Origin of the sequence: Shewanella sp. SP1S2-4, from assembly GCF_031932075.1 — a bacterium.
Classification (GTDB): domain Bacteria; phylum Pseudomonadota; class Gammaproteobacteria; order Enterobacterales; family Shewanellaceae; genus Shewanella; species Shewanella baltica.
This window is the reverse complement of the sequence record NZ_JAUOET010000015.1, coordinates 95,794-111,644: the sequence shown is the minus strand read 5'-3', so window position 1 is coordinate 111,644 and position 15,851 is coordinate 95,794. Positions and strand designations below refer to the sequence as shown.

Sequence of the window (15,851 nt, the reverse complement as noted above, 5' to 3'; positions counted from 1 at the left end):
GAATATGGCAACCCCTAATCAGGTGCACAATAGAAAAGGCCAGCTACAGGAGCTGGCCTAAAAACTGTCAACCTATCTTAGGACGAGACATCGATTTCTTTAGAGACTGATTTGTTGCTGTAGATGATGAGCCAAAAATGTTGCTCGCTTGATTCGCACTCACTCACGCCCGATAACGCTGAAGAACGAGTTGAAGGCGTGCCGCTAATTCAACTTAAAAGTCAGCAAATAGAAACTGATCACCATTTCTTTTTCGGTTGAAACAGCATGTCGATATCATCTTCTTCATTTTTAGGTCTAGGTGCACTGGGTTCAGATTGTTTTTGTGCGCCCATAATTTCATCAAGTAATTGTTTAGCCTCATCCACTTTACGACCAATGAAAGGGTCATTAGGTGTTTGTGCCTTAATAGCGTGCAATGTCGATAGTGCTTTGGTCACCATTTGTTTTGATGAACCATACTGCTTCATAAAACTGGCCGCTCTGGCTCGGGAAAGCATGGAGTCAACATTGATCCTGAGCTGTAAACTGTCAATACGACTTTCTTCCTGAGCAAAAATGCTTGGGTCGACTTTCCCTTTATTATGTTCGGCTCTGAGTATCGCCTTGAGCTTTTTCAAGGTTTGCACTAGCGCTAAAATTTGTTTGTCGTTATCGGGTAATCTGAAATTCTCAATCGGTGGTGATTGAGGCTGGCCAGTCTGTAAGGTTGTTATTTGATTGTTGATATCGGCTAGGCGGCGCTGGTAATCAGACTGTTGCTGGCTATTACTAATAGCTGTCGCAGCCTGCAAGGCATCTTGCACGCGACGGTACAAAACCAACACAATATTCGTGCTACAAGGCATCATCCCTGTGTTTGATAACACAGCTTCGGTTTCATCGATAATTGCTCTTTGACGGGCAAATTCAATGCGCCGCTCAGCCTCTACGCGTTCTTTTTGTTGTTGTAATACGTTAATTCCGATAACAAGCAGTAAAAGCGCACCGATGAGGATCAGAACCAAGGTGAATGACATAGATGTTCCATTATTTATCCAATTGAGCTAATGCTACAATAAATCAATAAACTAGCATAGTTATCTTAGCCTAGGTTATCATTTCTGTCGTATGAATCTGCAGACTTGTGCTCTATATTCCTATTTGCTTTAAGTTTTACTATATACTATAACGATTGATTATAGCTGAGAGTGCTTTGAGGGCTCAGTTGTTAATGGCATTTTGCGTGTTTGAAACAAGGAAATAAGATGAAACTGCAACAACTCAGGTATATTGCTGAGGTCGTAAAACATAACCTCAATGTATCGGCGACAGCTGAAAACTTGTATACCTCTCAACCTGGGATCAGTAAACAAGTTCGCATGCTTGAAGATGAGTTGGGGATCCAAATATTTGGTCGTAGCGGTAAGCACTTAACCCATGTCACACCTGCGGGTTTGCAAGTGATCAGCATTGCCAATGATATATTGGGTAAAGTTGAGAGCATTAAGAAAGTTTCTGAGGAATATACTAAGCCCGATCAAGGCGAGTTGAATATTTCCACAACAGACACTCAGGCGCGCTATGCATTGCCGACGATCATTCGCCAGTTTATAGATCGTTACCCTAAAGTGAATTTACACATGCACCAAGGGACGCCGGCGCAGATCAGCGAACAGGCAGCGCGTGGTGATGCGGATTTCGCCATTGCGACCGAAGCAATGCATTTGTATTCCGACTTGATTATGCTGCCATGTTATCACTGGAATCGCTCCATCGTGGTGCCTAAAGATCATCCCCTTGCGACTCGTAGCTTAAATAATCCGATTAGCATCGAAGAGTTAGCGCGCTTCCCCTTAGTGACCTATGTGTTCGGTTTTGACCGAGCCTCTGAAATTGAGAAAGCCTTTAATCGTGCCAATTTAGAGCCGCGTGTCGTTTTTAGTGCGACCAGCGCCGATGTGCTGAAGACCTATGTCCGTTTGGGATTAGGTGTGGGCGTTATCGCCTCAATGGCGATTGACCCTAATATTGATAAAGATCTAGTGGCGATTGATGCTGGCCATTTGTTTGCTCACAGTACGACTAAAATTGGCTTCAGGAAGGGCAGCTTCTTGCGTAGTTATATGTATGATTTTATTCAGCACTTTGCGCCGCATTTAACCCGTGACGTAGTGGAGAAAGCCGTCGCCTTACGGGACCAGCAGCTTATCGATGAAATGTTTGCTGATAAAAATTTGCCAATGCGTTAATTGGCGACGAGTTGCCGACATAAAAATGCCGCTAATAGCTAATATAAGCGGCATTTTTATGGGATGAGCGATTAAGATAAATCGACTTTATCCATTTCAAGTTGAGCAAGTGCTATAACAGCTTGGGTACGGTTGCGAACGCCCAGTTTTCTAAAAATGGCAGTCGCGTGCGCCTTGATGGTCGCTTCTGAAACGCCAAGATCGTAGGCAATTTGCTTATTTAACAAACCCTCGGCAAACATCTGCAGCACTTTATATTGCTGCGGCGTGAGATCGGATAATTTACTGGCCATTTTATCAACGGCATCGTCATCGATATCAATAATCTCAGTGCCTTTAGGTAACCAAATATCCCCGAATAACACTGCACTTAGCGCTTCTTTGAGGGTTTCCATCGAGGCCGATTTGGGGATAAAACCACTGCTGCCATAATGAATTGCACGGCTAATGGTATTGATATCCTCGTGGGCTGATATCACTACAACGGGTAGTTCGGGATAATGTGAACGAAGATGGATAAGGGTGGAGTAGCCGTGTGAACCTGGCATCTGCAGATCCAACAGTACAAGATCGTAGTCGACGCTACGGACATCCAATACAGATTGCAGTGCATCTGCACTGTCGGCTTCAAACCATTGTGCATGTTCAAACGCTGTGGTCAGCGCTTGACGTAGTGCATTTCTGAACAATGGGTGATCGTCTGCGATAATAATATTTAAGTTTTCTAGCTTCATGGCTTTTATGATTATGTTCGGTGCGCGTGAAGATTGAACTCAATGTAACAGAAAAGTAATCAAGGATCCTATTGCTTTATTCATGAATCAGGACAAAATTTTGATATGTTTCTGGTTGTTAGACTTTGGTCGGTGTTATAAAAAACATATTTAAATTGCAACGTCGCGATGAAAAGCCCGAGATGACGGGCGGTTCAGTGTCTTTCAATCACCTAAAAACTATTCGTATGTCCACACTTGGGTGGGATTTCGTTGTTCGTCAACTGCAACAAAGGTGAACACACCACGTATGGCATGCTCTCGATGGTCTTGATACATGTCTTCGACATAGATATTCACTTCAACTTTCAATGAGGTGTTACCGACATGGATCACCCGCGCGATCAGTTCGGCTAATGTGCCTGCGGGGATCGGTTTTTTAAAATCGATTCTATCGGAACTCACAGTTACTAAGGTTTTACGGCAAAAACGAGTCGCAGCGATAAAGGCTGTTTCATCCATCCACGCTAAAGCTTCACCACCAAATAAGGTATTGTGATGATTGGTGATAGATGGAAATACCGCCTTGATAACCCGCGCTTCTGAGGAATCGATTCGCGTTTGAATCGCTTCTGGGAATTGTGCTTCAGGAGGTTCGGTTCGGGAGGTATTTTCGGTGTTTGGAGAAATGGGCGTAAGCGACATACAGCAACCTAAGGTAATGCAGCAAAATAAGGCAGAATTATAGAGATTTTTAATTCTTAAAGATAGAAATGTACTGGCTTTAACACTCATTAAGAATGTGGCTGAAGATTCTTAAACCGCTCTTAATAAAAAAACCGATCTAAGATCGGTTTTTTTATTGTCATCCCAAAACCACCGCCTCTGGCGGTGGTGATTGTTCCTTGAGGCTATAGCCTGAATTACGCCCATGCTAAAAGAGACTTCTTATTCACCACAAGTAAGAGGAAACGAAAAGCATGGGCGATTATAGAAGTTCATCACATGTTTATTGGCGTTGCAAATATCATATTGTTTGGACTCCGAAGTACCGTTTTAAAATTTTAAAAGGAAACCTTGGTAAGGAGTTATACAAGTTAATTTATATCCTTTGCAATATGAAGGGTTGTGAGGTTTTAGAATTAAACGTTCAGATAGACCACGTTCACTTGGTCGTCATAATCCCGCCGAAGCTGTCAGTATCAACGCTGATGGGAGTATTGAAAGGAAGAAGTGCGATAAGGCTATTCAATAAATTCCCTCATGTACGTAAAAAGCTATGGGGCAATAGCTTTTGGGCCAGAGGTTATTTTGTAGATACAGTAGGGGTTAATGAAGAAATCATTAGACGATATGTGCGCCATCAAGATCAGGAACATGAGGCTCAATTGTCGTTGCAGATGATGTAGGTTCTTGGAATAGCCCCTTCCAGGGGCAAGTCAAAGCCGCCTTCTAAGAAGGCGGATTCTTTACTGGAAAACGTATATCGCTTCGGACATTTTTCGAGCGTCAGGCTTATTTCGCTAACAGTGCTTTTCGCTCGCGGGAAGCGGCTGCCAGTTTACGCAGCAGGACTTCTGAGTCATCCCAATGTAAGCAGGCATCGGTGATGCTTTGGCCATAACAGAGTGGTTGGTCTGCAACGACTTTCTGGTTGCCTTCCTGTAAGAAGCTTTCAGCCATAATACCGGCGATGGCAGTGCTGCCTGCCCGCATTTGCGCCATGATTTCATCGGCGACGTTAAGCTGCTTAAGGTGATTCTTCTCACTGTTACCGTGGCTGAAATCAACCACCATACGTTGAGTGACCCCAACAGAGGCAAGTTGTTGGCGTGCTTTTTCGATATCTTCGGCGTGGTAATTAGGCGTTTTGCCGCCGCGCAGAATGATATGACCAAACGGATTACCGTGGGTGCGATAAACAGCCATCGCGCCATCTTTATCCGGTGAATAGAAAATATGCGGAACTTGTGCGGCGCGCACTGCATCGACGGCGATGTTGATATTGCCATCGGTACCGTTTTTAAAACCAACAGGGCAAGACAGTGCCGAAGCCATTTCACGGTGAACTTGGCTTTCAGTGGTGCGCGCGCCAATTGCGCCCCAAGTGATGAGATCGGCGATGTACTGGCCGTTCACCATATCTAAAAATTCCGTGGCAATAGGTAATTTTAATTCAGTGATTTGTTGCAGTAGCTCGCGAGCAATGCGTAAGCCTTTGTTTGGCTCGAAACTGCCATCAAGATCGGGATCAGAAATTAATCCTTTCCAGCCGACAACAGTGCGAGGTTTCTCAAAATAGACCCGCATTAAGATACACAAATCATCTTTCAATTCTTGATGTAATATAGCTAAACGCTGAGCATAATCTAATGCTGCTTTAGTATCGTGTATTGAGCATGGGCCTACGATCACCAATAGACGTTGGTCTTCACCCATAATAATGGCTTCGACTTCACGACGTTGCTGAACCAGATAATCGGCCGCATCTTGAGTTAATGGGAACTCAGATGCCAGTTGCGCAGGTGAGATGACTTTTGCTAATAAGGAAGTGCGTAGTTCGTCTGTTTTTATGGTCATTCAAAATACCGAGCTTGCGTGCGGCGCTTTTCGCCAGATTGCCTCGGATTATAACGAATCGAACCGAGTTGCACAGCGCCAATTGTGTTAATTGTCGGCAACTGTGCAATGAATTTGATTTAAGTTAGATTCAATTAAGCTAAATTCACTCGGTTTATCTTGCTGCTTTTTGCTCTACAAGCTTAGAACATGTGCCGTTCTAGGCCCGTGACATCCAATATCTTGGTGGCAATTTCTTCCACGGAATGATTCGTTGTATCTATATAAGGAATGCGTTCACGTTTAAATAGCATTTCGACTTCTTTGACTTCTAAGCGGCACTGCTTGAGTGACGAGTAGCGGCTATTCTCCATTCGACTCTGACGGATTTCATGTAAACGCACGGGGTCAATCGTTAAACCAAACAGCTTTTTCTTATTGCGTTTCAACGCTTCAGGTAACTTGAGGTTATCCATATCATCTTCGGTGAAAGGGTAGTTTGCTGCTTTGATTCCAAACTGCATCGATAAATACAGGCTAGAGGGCGTTTTGCCACAGCGTGAGACCCCAAGTAGAACTAGATCGGCTTGATCCATGTGTTTCATGGTCTGGCCGTCATCATTATCCATGGCGAAATTAATCGCATCAATTCGCGCTTCATAGCCGTGATTGGCTTTTCCATGGGTGCGATGTAGCACCGGAGAAGCTGAAACCCCTAAATGTTGTTCGAGTGGTGCCACGAAAGTATTCAAAAAATCATAATCTAAGCCTTCACTCGAATAAATAATGTCGCGAATTTCTGGTTTGACGATGGAATGGAACACTAACGGCCGCTCACCTGTTGTAATAAAACAATCATTAATTTGTCGCTTAACTTGCTCCGCTTTCGTCAGAGTTTCAACGAATGGAATTGTAAGTGACTCAAATTCTAATGGAAATTGCGAGAGAACCGCATGACCAAAAACTTCAGCTGTGATCGCTGTCCCGTCGGAGATATAGAATACTTTTGGTGCCATACTGACCTCTTGTAGTAATAAAATTACAAATAAAATTATAGATTTACGCGTGTTCGGCAGGAGTGTAAAATGCCGCTGCCCTCGTGTGAAGGGGCCACTGAAATAAACTTGCGGAGATAGAACTGTGCAGCAATACGTACTCTGGTATCAAGAATTAGGCATGGGTGACGTCAACTTGGTTGGCGGTAAAAATGCTTCTCTAGGCGAGATGATCAGCAATCTGGCCAATGCCGGTGTTCAAGTACCTGGCGGATTTGCGACAACTTCCCATGCGTTCAACGAGTTCCTTGAACAAAGCGGAGTTAACCAGAAGATTTATGACATTCTAGCCACACTGGATGTAGATGATGTCAATGCGCTGGCTAAAGTAGGTGCACAGATCAGGCAGTGGGTTATCGACACCCCATTTCAACCAGCATTAGAGCAAGCCATTCGTGAAGCTTACGATAAACTTGCCGCTGAAACTAGCGAAGCGTCATTCGCGGTACGTTCTTCTGCAACAGCTGAAGATATGCCAGATGCGTCTTTTGCGGGTCAGCAAGAAACTTTCTTAAACGTTAAAGGATTTGAATCTGTACTCGTGGCGATCAAGCACGTATACGCTTCACTCTTTAACGATCGCGCTATTTCCTACCGTGTCCACCAAGGTTATGAGCACCACGGTGTAGCCTTGTCTGCTGGCGTGCAACGCATGGTTCGTTCAGATAAAGCGGCTTCAGGTGTGATGTTCACTATGGACACTGAATCTGGCAATAACGATGTGGTGTTTATTACTTCATCTTTTGGTCTGGGTGAAATGGTTGTTCAAGGCGCGGTAAACCCTGATGAATTTTATGTTCACAAACCGATTTTAGCCTTAGGTCATAAAGCTGTTGTGCGCCGTAATATCGGTAGCAAGCTCATCCAAATGGTGTATTCAGATGATGCTGCTCACGGCAAACAAGTGAAAATTGAAGACGTGAGTGCTGACAAGCGTCGCCAATTCTCAATCAATGACGCTGAAGTCGAAGAATTAGCTAAGCAAGCTATGGTTATCGAAAAACATTACGGTCGTCCAATGGACATCGAATGGGCGAAAGACGGTAACGACGGCAAGCTGTATATCGTTCAAGCGCGTCCAGAAACGGTTCGTAGCCGTGAAGATGTGCAATTGATTGAGCGTTATCATTTAAAGAGCCGTGGCGCTGTGATCTGTGAAGGTCGCGCTATCGGTCATAAAGTGGGAACCGGCGTAGCCAAAGTATTAACGTCAATCGCCGATATGGATCAAATCCAACCAGGTGACGTATTAGTGACTGACATGACAGATCCAGATTGGGAACCTATCATGAAGCGCGCAAGTGCTATCGTCACAAACCGTGGCGGTCGTACCTGTCACGCGGCGATTATCGCCCGCGAATTGGGTGTGCCAGCTGTCGTAGGTTGTGGTGACGTGACTGACCGTATCAAGAATGGTCAAATCGTGACTGTTTCTTGCGCCGAAGGTGACACTGGCTTTATCTACGAAGGTAAACAAGAGTTTGAAGTGATTTCAAACCGTGTTGATTCTCTGCCTACATTGCCAATGAAAATCATGATGAACGTGGGTAACCCTGATCGTGCATTTGATTTTGCCCGTTTGCCAAACGAAGGCGTGGGTCTAGCGCGTTTAGAATTCATCATCAACCGTATGATCGGTATTCATCCAAAGGCACTGCTTGAGTTCAATCAACAAGACGCTGCGCTGCAAACTGAAATCAACGAGATGATCGCAGGTTATGAATCTCCAGTTGAGTTCTACATTGCCCGTCTGGTTGAAGGTATTGCGACTATCGGTTCTGCTTTCTATCCGAAGAAAGTGATCGTGCGTATGTCAGACTTTAAGTCTAACGAATACGCAAACTTGGTTGGCGGTGACAGATACGAACCAGAAGAAGAGAACCCAATGTTGGGCTTCCGCGGTGCAAGCCGTTATATCTCTGAATCCTTCCGTGACTGTTTTGCGCTTGAGTGTGAAGCGATCAAACGCGTTCGTAATGACATGGGGCTGAAAAACGTTGAAGTCATGATCCCATTCGTACGCACAGTGAAAGAAGCTGAGCAAGTGATTGGCCTGCTGAAAGAGCAAGGTTTAGAGCGCGGCAAAGACGGTTTACGCGTCATCATGATGTGTGAAGTGCCTTCAAACGCCTTGTTAGCTGACCAATTCCTTGAGCATTTCGATGGTTTCTCTATCGGTTCAAACGATTTAACTCAGCTGACACTCGGTCTTGACCGTGACTCAGGTATCATCAGCCACTTATTTGATGAGCGTGATGAAGCCGTTAAAATGCTACTTTCTTTAGCCATTAAAGCGGCTAAAACTAAGGGTGCTTACATAGGTATTTGTGGTCAAGGTCCTTCAGATCACGCCGATTTTGCGGCTTGGTTGGTCGAGCAGGGCATAAATACTGTATCGTTAAATCCAGACACTGTGATTGATACTTGGTTGTATTTAGCCGAAGCTCACGGTTGATCTAGATAGTCATTTTATAAACTTGTTAAAAAAGCCGCTTTTTAGCGGCTTTTTTTTGTTTATAATGGCGCCATAACGATAATTGACAGAAGCTATCTATGCTACCCCTGCTATCACATCAACAAACATTAGAGCCAGTGTATTTGGCATACCTTGATGCACTGGAGCAAAGTGAGTATTCCGGTGATATAGACAAACGTTACAGCGCACGTTTAGTGCAAGCAACGGACAACTCTGTATATCAATTTTTGCCTCAAGCTGTGTTATATCCTAAAAATCAGCAGGATATCCAAATTGCATTGACACTGGCAGCTACGGACGCATTTCGCAGCGTGACCTTCAGTGCGCGGGGCGGTGGTACGGGCACCAACGGACAATCTCTCACCCATGGTTTGATTTTAGATGTGTCGCGTTACATGAACCGCGTGCTCGAAGTGAATGCTGAGCAAGGTTGGGTGCGAGTCGAAGCTGGTGTCGTTAAAGATGCGCTCAACGATGTATTGCGTCCCCATGGATTCTTTTTTAGTCCCGATTTATCCACCTCAAACCGCGCCACGATTGGTGGCATGATCAATACCGATGCCTCGGGTGCGGGCTCACTGGTTTATGGTAAGACCTCAGATCACGTGCTGGCGCTTCGCAGTGTGTTGATTGATGGCAGTGTGCTGGATACACACCCCCTAGATGCGGGACTACTGTGTAACCCAGATAACGTCAGTGATAATCCGCTGGGGCAGAAACTGATTTCTGCTGTGGCGGCGGTATGCCGCGAAAAGCGTACTCAGATTGAAAACCAATTTCCTAAACTTAACCGTTTCCTCACTGGCTATGACTTAAAACACGTGTGGAACGACAGCCTGACACAATTCGATTTATCTCGGATTTTAACGGGCTCAGAGGGCACGCTTGCGGTAATAACCGAAGCTAAACTCAATCTCACCCCGCTGCCGACCGAGCGCGCTATGGTGAACATTAAGTACGATTCGTTCCAATCGGCATTGCGTCATGCGCCATCCTTAGTCGCCGCGCGGGCGACTGTGGTCGAAACCGTCGATTCAAAAGTGCTGAATTTAGCCCGCGAAGATATTGTCTGGCACTCGGTATCTGATCTGATCCAAGAAGTGCCTGGTAAAGTTATTGATGGCCTCAATATGGTCGAATTTGCCGGTGACACGGTCGAAGTTGAGCAAAAGCTTGCGAGTCTTGAAGCTGTCTTGACTGAGCAGATCAGCAAAGGTGAGTGCGGCGTATTGGGTTACCAAGTGACGCAAGACAAGCCAAGCATCGAAAAAATCTACGGCATGCGCAAAAAAGCCGTTGGCTTATTGGGCGCCACTAAAGGACGTCGTAAACCTATCGCCTTTGCGGAAGATACTGCGGTGCCGCCCGAAAAACTCGCCGATTATATTATGGAGTTTCGCGCAGTACTCGATGGTCATAATCTGCAATACGGTATGTTCGGTCATGTGGATGCGGGCGTGTTGCATGTTCGGCCCGCACTCGATATGTGCGATGTTGAAGATGAAAAACTATTGCGGGTGATTTCTGATCAAGTCGCGGCACTGACGCTTAAATACGGCGGCCTGATGTGGGGCGAGCACGGTAAAGGCGTGCGTGGTGAATACGGTCCATCTGTCTTTGGTGATGAACTATACGGCGTTCTACAAGATATCAAAGGCTTGTTCGACCCCGACAACCGATTAAACCCCGGCAAGCTGGTGGCACCTAAACATACTGGCGCCCTCTATTACGATATCGACAGTGCTAAGCGCGGTAAGTTTGACCGACAAATCCCCATCGAAGTACGTGATGCATTCCCCGATGTGATGAACTGTAATGGCAACGGCCTGTGCTTTAACTACAGCAGCTATTCGCCCATGTGTCCGTCGTTTAAGGTGACGGGTGACAGAGTACAATCGCCCAAGGGGCGCGCAGGGCTCATGAGAGAGTGGCTCAGGCTGCTGGAGGCTGAAGGGGTTGATGTCAACTCATTGGCCAAAGCAAAGCCCTTAGGTTTACTGCAGCGCGTTCAAAATACCCTGAACGCCCAGCGCGATTATGATTATTCCCACGAAGTGATGGAATCGCTCAAGGGCTGCTTGGCCTGTAAAGCCTGCTCTGGGCAATGTCCGGTCAAAGTGGATGTGCCTAAATTTAGGGCGCAGTTCTTTAATATCTACTATCAACGCTATTTAAGACCGGCGAAGGACTATCTTGTTGCAGGTATCGAAGATAGCTTGCCATTAATGGCCGCTGCACCGCGACTTACTAACTTTGCCGCGCAAAATCCATTGAGCCAATGGGTGATTAAAAAGGCGATTGGTTATGTTGACGCGCCTGCGTTATCTGTGCCGACCTTAAAGCAAAGACTCGATGGTCATGCAAGCCGTGGTTACGACTTAGCTGCACTGCAGGCGATCCCAGAAGAGGCGCGCTCGCAGTTTGTGCTGGTGGTGCAAGATCCCTTTAACAGTTTCTATGACTCAGGTCTTGTGTTGCGCTTTATCCAGTTGATTGAAAAACTCGGCTTAAAACCTGTGTTGTTGCCCTATAAACCCAATGGTAAGCCAACGCATATCAAGGGATTTTTAGATAAGTTCGCAAAAACGGCGCAGTCGAGTGCGGACTTTTTGAACCAAGTCCATAAACTGGGCATGCCGATGGTCGGCATCGATCCAGCCTTAGTCTTGTGTTATCGCGACGAATACCGTGAAGTCTTAGGCGCTAATCGCGGTAATTTTGAGGTCAAGCTAGCCAACGAATGGCTACTTAATGTCATCAAAGATTTACCTGCCAAAGCTGCGCAAGGTAAGCAATATACCTGGTTTAGTCATTGCACTGAATCGACGGCCAAGCCAAATACCGCTAATGAATGGACTAAAATCTTTGCCCATTTTGGTGCTAAGTTAACCGCAGTCAATTTAGGTTGTTGTGGTATGGCGGGAACCTACGGCCATGAGGCGGAAAACCTAGAGCGCTCTAAAGCCTTGTTTGAGATGTCTTGGCAGCAAACTCTCGCTAAGATTGAACAGCCGCAAGTGTTAGTGTCGGGCTATTCTTGCCGTACTCAAGTGAAACGTTTTGCCGGTTACAAGCCAAAACATCCACTTGAGGCCTTGCTTGAGTTAGCAAATATCTAGTGGTGTTTATCGCTTAGCTAGCGAGCTTGTCATTATCCTCACTGGCATATCCAAGTGTTGAATGTCACACTAAAGCCAGCCGCAAGGCTGGTTTTTTTATGGATGATGGAGGCCTAGATGGAAAAGATGACTGACAGTATTCAACACACACTCAAACAATTCGCCGCCGATAGCGCATTAACGACAACAGCGCCGTTGTGCAGTGACATCCCACTATTTGACATTAACGCCTTGGGTGATTGGACGTATTTAGGTACATCGCTGCCAGCAAAGTTTGCTAAGTTGTTCGCCAGTATTTTGCATTGCATCGATGATGAATATTTCTTAATTACCCCAGTGGAGAAGGTGCGAGTGCAGGTTGAAGATGCGCCTCTGCTGATTGTCGATTTCGAGCGAGCGCAACCTCATTCTCTGCTCAATGTGAGCACCAGTATTGACACTCTGCACCACAATGTGGATATAAAGCAGATGAAGCTCACCGATGACAGTGTTTATTTGCCGCTTGAGCGTGGGTTATGGGGAAAATTAGGCCGTGCTTGTTACTATAATTTTGTGAATGAATTCAATTTATCTGATCTAAATGAGCAGTGAGTTCGTAGGTTAATCGCATAATTAGCTGTGGTGTTAGCTAGTTTATTGCGGGTTAAGTGGTAGTATTAAAACTGACTCTGGGTTCTTATCATGGCGCACAGGGTAAGTGAAAACGCGTTAAAACCTTTGTTGTAGGAGGTGCTGTTTGAATCGTCATGAAAGCTTAGGCTATCTTGTTTCCCACTTAAATATCGAGCTGCAAAATGAGCTTGATCTGCATCTTAAGCGATATCAACTCGATATAAAACTGTGGCCTGTGCTGTTTGCTTTGTGGCAAGAGGAGGGCATCAGCCAAACTGAATTGTCTAAGCGTTGCGATGTGGCAAATTACACTATGACTCGTTTACTCGATCAGTTACAGGTACAAGGTCTTATTACACGCCATCAAGAAGCCGATAATCGGCGTGCCTTTCAAATCTTTTTGACCGATGAAGCCAAAGCGTTAGAGCAAGATCTGATTTGCGAAGCTGAGCGGGTCAACGAAAAGTTCCTGTCTAACCTCAGTGATGAGGAGCAGCAGCAGTTCGTCTTACTATTAAATAAAATCAATCGCTTGGCTTAATGATACGGATTAAGTCGGTATAGAGGGAAACTGCGGTTTAGCCGTTTTCACTGCTATCTGTATGTGGTTGTCTAAATTCATTTTCTCCAGTTTAATCCCATCACTCATCTGTCTCTTCACGGGATTAAACTGGCTCAATCAATTCAAGTAAAGTGCAAAGACGCAGAGTAGGCTGACGGCTATTACTGAGTGTTGCAAATAACGGCGGCTGGCTAACAAATTTTCTTTGCCTTGTTTTAGGCTGGCGACGAGTGTGTGCTGCTTATAAATTCGGCACATCAACTCATCGGTTTGGGGATCGATAAGCAGTTCGAACTTGCAAGGTGCGCCGTCTTTAAGTTGAATAGTATGTTCGCTCTGAGGCTTAAAATTCAGCTTGTGCGACACCATCTGGCCGTTGACAAAGACCCGCTCTAAACCGCTCCAATTACTGGCTTGCAGTTCAACTACATCTTGGTTGAGATCATACTTAAAACGGATCATAGCGCTATCCTGTGCTGGGACCTGAGAGGCTAATTCAAGCAGACAAATATGACGTTTTCCAGCGTGATTTAATGAATATTCTGTGTCGAAATTAAAAGCGCGGCTAAACCATGGGCTTAGCGTTAGATTAAATTTTAGATAACAAAAAAGCGACCTGAGGTCGCTTTTGCGGATGTTACACAGGTAGAGATATTACTTTTTAGCGGCTTCGATAATGGCTTTGGCCATTTCATCAGCCACTGCGCCGGTTGTACGGTTCTGCGCATCAGCTTGGCTGAATATTTTCAGCAGGGTGTTGTAAATTTCTTCTACTTTAGCGGTCGATTTCGCCGCATCATAATCTTTTTCGAACGACACGTTGATAATACCGCCTGCGTTGATCACATAGTCTGGTGCGTACAGTATGCCCATTTCTTTCAGCTGTTCGCCGTGGCGTACTTCAGCTAATTGGTTGTTGGCACAGCCAGCAACAATTTTGGCTTTCAGCTGCGGTAAGGTCGCATCGTTTAAGGTTGCGCCAAGGGCACAAGGAGCATATACATCCACATCTTGTGAGTAGATTTCTTGTGGCGCGACCACAATAGCGCCAAAGTCGGTAGCGACTTTGTCTAACGAGGCTTGATGAATGTCGGTAACAATCAGTTCAGCGCCTTCGTTATGCAAGTGTTTGCACAGGTAATAGCCAACGTGACCTACGCCTTGAACGGCGATTTTAAGGCCTTTTAGGCTGTCTAAACCGAGTCTATGTTTAACCGCAGCTTTGATGCCTAAATAAGTGCCAAGGGCGGTGAACGGTGATGGATCGCCACTCTTGCCTTCAAGACCCGCCATATAAGGGGTTTCTTCATGGGCGATCATGATATCAGCCGTAGTAGTGCCAACATCTTCAGCGGAATAATAGCGGCCGCCGAGGCTATTGATGAAACGGCCAAAAGCGCGGAATAGGGCTTCGCGGTCTGGTCTTTTAGGATCGGCAATGATCACTGATTTGCCGCCGCCCATGGTTAAACCGGCAAGGGCGTTTTTGTAAGTCATGCCACGAGAGAGGCGTAATACGTCAGTCAGGGCTTCATCATCCGATTGGTAATTCCACATCCGGCAACCACCCACGGCAGGGCCAAGGTTGGTGTTATGGATGGCGACAATGGCCTTTAAGCCACTTTCTTTATCATGACAGAATACGACCTGTTCATGTTCGTCAAAGGATACATGATTAAATACAGCCACGTGAATTTCTCCGCTATACACAATGAAAAAGCCGACGAGATGAGCCTCTATCGACTGCTTGTTATATTTATTGCAGAACCATAGCATTTAGCGATACTCTCAACCATGCATAATGACCGAATAAATACATTATTTGTGGCAATTTAGCTTTCCACTTTACGTAAACGTAAGCTTTGCGGTTGAAAATGGATTGTACTGAATTTAATGTAACGAATAGAATGAATCGCGTACTGATCCCAAGAATTAGGTTCGCGTTATAACAATAAGATAGGACGGAAGTATGACTGAACAAGCTGTCGACCAAACTCAACAGAATTTATCAGCGGAAGAAATAGAAAAGCTGCGTCAAGAGTGGGTCAGAACTCAATTTCAAAAAGCGAATCGTTTCCTCGCTGAAAAAGGCGTGATCCCAACTAAAGTCTTGGCCGATGAAAGTCGTTATCTTGCGCCTTACATGGCAATTTGGAAAATGGAATCCAAGCGTCCCAGCAACAAAACCTATTGGGTTATGTCGGGCGATTTACCCTCGGATTTCGTCGATGTGAAAGTGGCAGCAACGGCCCGTGATGCGGTACGTCATTTCTCTATGATGTGGCAAATGCAGGCGGAAAACTTAGTGCGTTCGGGTGCAACCCGTGATGCCACTCAGGCTAAATTTGCACAGTTACTAGTATCGCGCGCCGAGAGTTTATATCGTATGCACAATGACGATAAACTGTGGAATGCTTAAACTCAAATGAGTTGATACAACAGTATCTTGCGTTGATTGATACCGATAACTGAAATAACAATAAGGCACTCAATTGAGTGCCTTATTTATACTGACGTATATGCA

At 45.4% G+C, this 15,851-nt stretch carries 14 protein-coding genes; 7 read left to right on the top strand and 7 right to left on the bottom strand.

The window, feature by feature from the left end; genetic code table 11:
- Window positions 1-239: 239 nt before the first annotated feature.
- Window positions 240-1,019, bottom strand: coding sequence for a flagellar motor control protein ZomB (gene zomB, locus Q4Q52_RS14550; protein ID WP_311899631.1), 780 nt, complete (start codon window positions 1,017-1,019; stop codon window positions 240-242).
- Between the two features lie 228 nt (window positions 1,020-1,247).
- Between zomB and cysB the strand changes: the two genes are divergently transcribed.
- The gene (cysB, locus tag Q4Q52_RS14545) at window positions 1,248-2,231 is read left to right on the top strand and encodes an HTH-type transcriptional regulator CysB (RefSeq protein WP_106650738.1); all 984 of its coding nucleotides are present in this window, start codon (window positions 1,248-1,250) and stop codon (window positions 2,229-2,231) included.
- A gap of 71 nt (window positions 2,232-2,302) precedes the next feature.
- On the opposite strand, the gene Q4Q52_RS14540 is transcribed toward cysB, so the two are convergent.
- On the bottom strand, window positions 2,303-2,965 hold the full coding sequence (locus Q4Q52_RS14540; RefSeq protein WP_106650737.1) for a response regulator transcription factor: 663 nt from the start codon (window positions 2,963-2,965) through the stop codon (window positions 2,303-2,305).
- Between the two features lie 219 nt (window positions 2,966-3,184).
- Window positions 3,185-3,649, bottom strand: a complete 465-nt coding sequence (locus tag Q4Q52_RS14535; protein ID WP_220777958.1) for an acyl-CoA thioesterase — start codon at window positions 3,647-3,649, stop codon at window positions 3,185-3,187.
- A gap of 275 nt (window positions 3,650-3,924) precedes the next feature.
- On the opposite strand from Q4Q52_RS14535, the gene tnpA reads away from it, so the two are divergent.
- Window positions 3,925-4,353 carry an IS200/IS605 family transposase gene (gene tnpA, locus Q4Q52_RS14530; RefSeq protein WP_311990934.1) on the top strand — a complete coding sequence of 143 codons (429 nt, stop codon included), beginning with the start codon at window positions 3,925-3,927 and terminating at the stop codon, window positions 4,351-4,353.
- Window positions 4,354-4,459: 106 nt separating this feature from the next.
- Here tnpA and Q4Q52_RS14525 read toward each other — a convergent pair whose 3' ends face one another.
- Window positions 4,460-5,524, bottom strand: coding sequence for a 3-deoxy-7-phosphoheptulonate synthase (locus Q4Q52_RS14525; RefSeq protein ID WP_311990933.1), 1,065 nt, complete (start codon window positions 5,522-5,524; stop codon window positions 4,460-4,462).
- A gap of 182 nt (window positions 5,525-5,706) precedes the next feature.
- Entirely contained in the window at window positions 5,707-6,519 is an 813-nt protein-coding gene (locus Q4Q52_RS14520) for a pyruvate, water dikinase regulatory protein (RefSeq protein ID WP_106650736.1), read from the bottom strand.
- Between the two features lie 124 nt (window positions 6,520-6,643).
- Between Q4Q52_RS14520 and ppsA the strand changes: the two genes are divergently transcribed.
- The 4 genes from ppsA (at window position 6,644) to Q4Q52_RS14500 (ending at window position 13,306) form a co-directional block, all read left to right on the top strand.
- Entirely contained in the window at window positions 6,644-9,013 is a 2,370-nt protein-coding gene (gene ppsA / locus Q4Q52_RS14515) for a phosphoenolpyruvate synthase (RefSeq protein ID WP_311990932.1), read from the top strand.
- 98 nt (window positions 9,014-9,111) lie between these two features.
- Window positions 9,112-12,153 carry an FAD-binding and (Fe-S)-binding domain-containing protein gene (locus tag Q4Q52_RS14510; protein ID WP_311990931.1) on the top strand — a complete coding sequence of 1,014 codons (3,042 nt, stop codon included), beginning with the start codon at window positions 9,112-9,114 and terminating at the stop codon, window positions 12,151-12,153.
- 117 nt (window positions 12,154-12,270) lie between these two features.
- The gene (locus tag Q4Q52_RS14505) at window positions 12,271-12,744 is read left to right on the top strand and encodes a DUF1285 domain-containing protein (protein WP_311990930.1); all 474 of its coding nucleotides are present in this window, start codon (window positions 12,271-12,273) and stop codon (window positions 12,742-12,744) included.
- A gap of 145 nt (window positions 12,745-12,889) precedes the next feature.
- Window positions 12,890-13,306, top strand: a complete 417-nt coding sequence (locus Q4Q52_RS14500; protein ID WP_006081948.1) for a MarR family winged helix-turn-helix transcriptional regulator — start codon at window positions 12,890-12,892, stop codon at window positions 13,304-13,306.
- A gap of 138 nt (window positions 13,307-13,444) precedes the next feature.
- Here the strand turns inward: Q4Q52_RS14500 and Q4Q52_RS14495 are convergent, their stop codons facing one another.
- Window positions 13,445-13,789 (bottom strand): hypothetical protein, encoded by a 345-nt coding sequence (locus Q4Q52_RS14495; protein WP_006081947.1) that lies wholly within the window; start codon window positions 13,787-13,789, stop codon window positions 13,445-13,447.
- Window positions 13,790-13,981: 192 nt separating this feature from the next.
- The gene (locus Q4Q52_RS14490; RefSeq protein WP_012197261.1) at window positions 13,982-15,016 is read right to left on the bottom strand and encodes a Glu/Leu/Phe/Val dehydrogenase dimerization domain-containing protein; all 1,035 of its coding nucleotides are present in this window, start codon (window positions 15,014-15,016) and stop codon (window positions 13,982-13,984) included.
- A gap of 280 nt (window positions 15,017-15,296) precedes the next feature.
- On the opposite strand from Q4Q52_RS14490, the gene Q4Q52_RS14485 reads away from it, so the two are divergent.
- Window positions 15,297-15,746: a DUF4826 family protein gene (locus tag Q4Q52_RS14485; RefSeq protein ID WP_106650731.1), complete on the top strand. Its 450-nt coding sequence runs from the start codon at window positions 15,297-15,299 to the stop codon at window positions 15,744-15,746.
- Window positions 15,747-15,851: the final 105 nt, after the last annotated feature.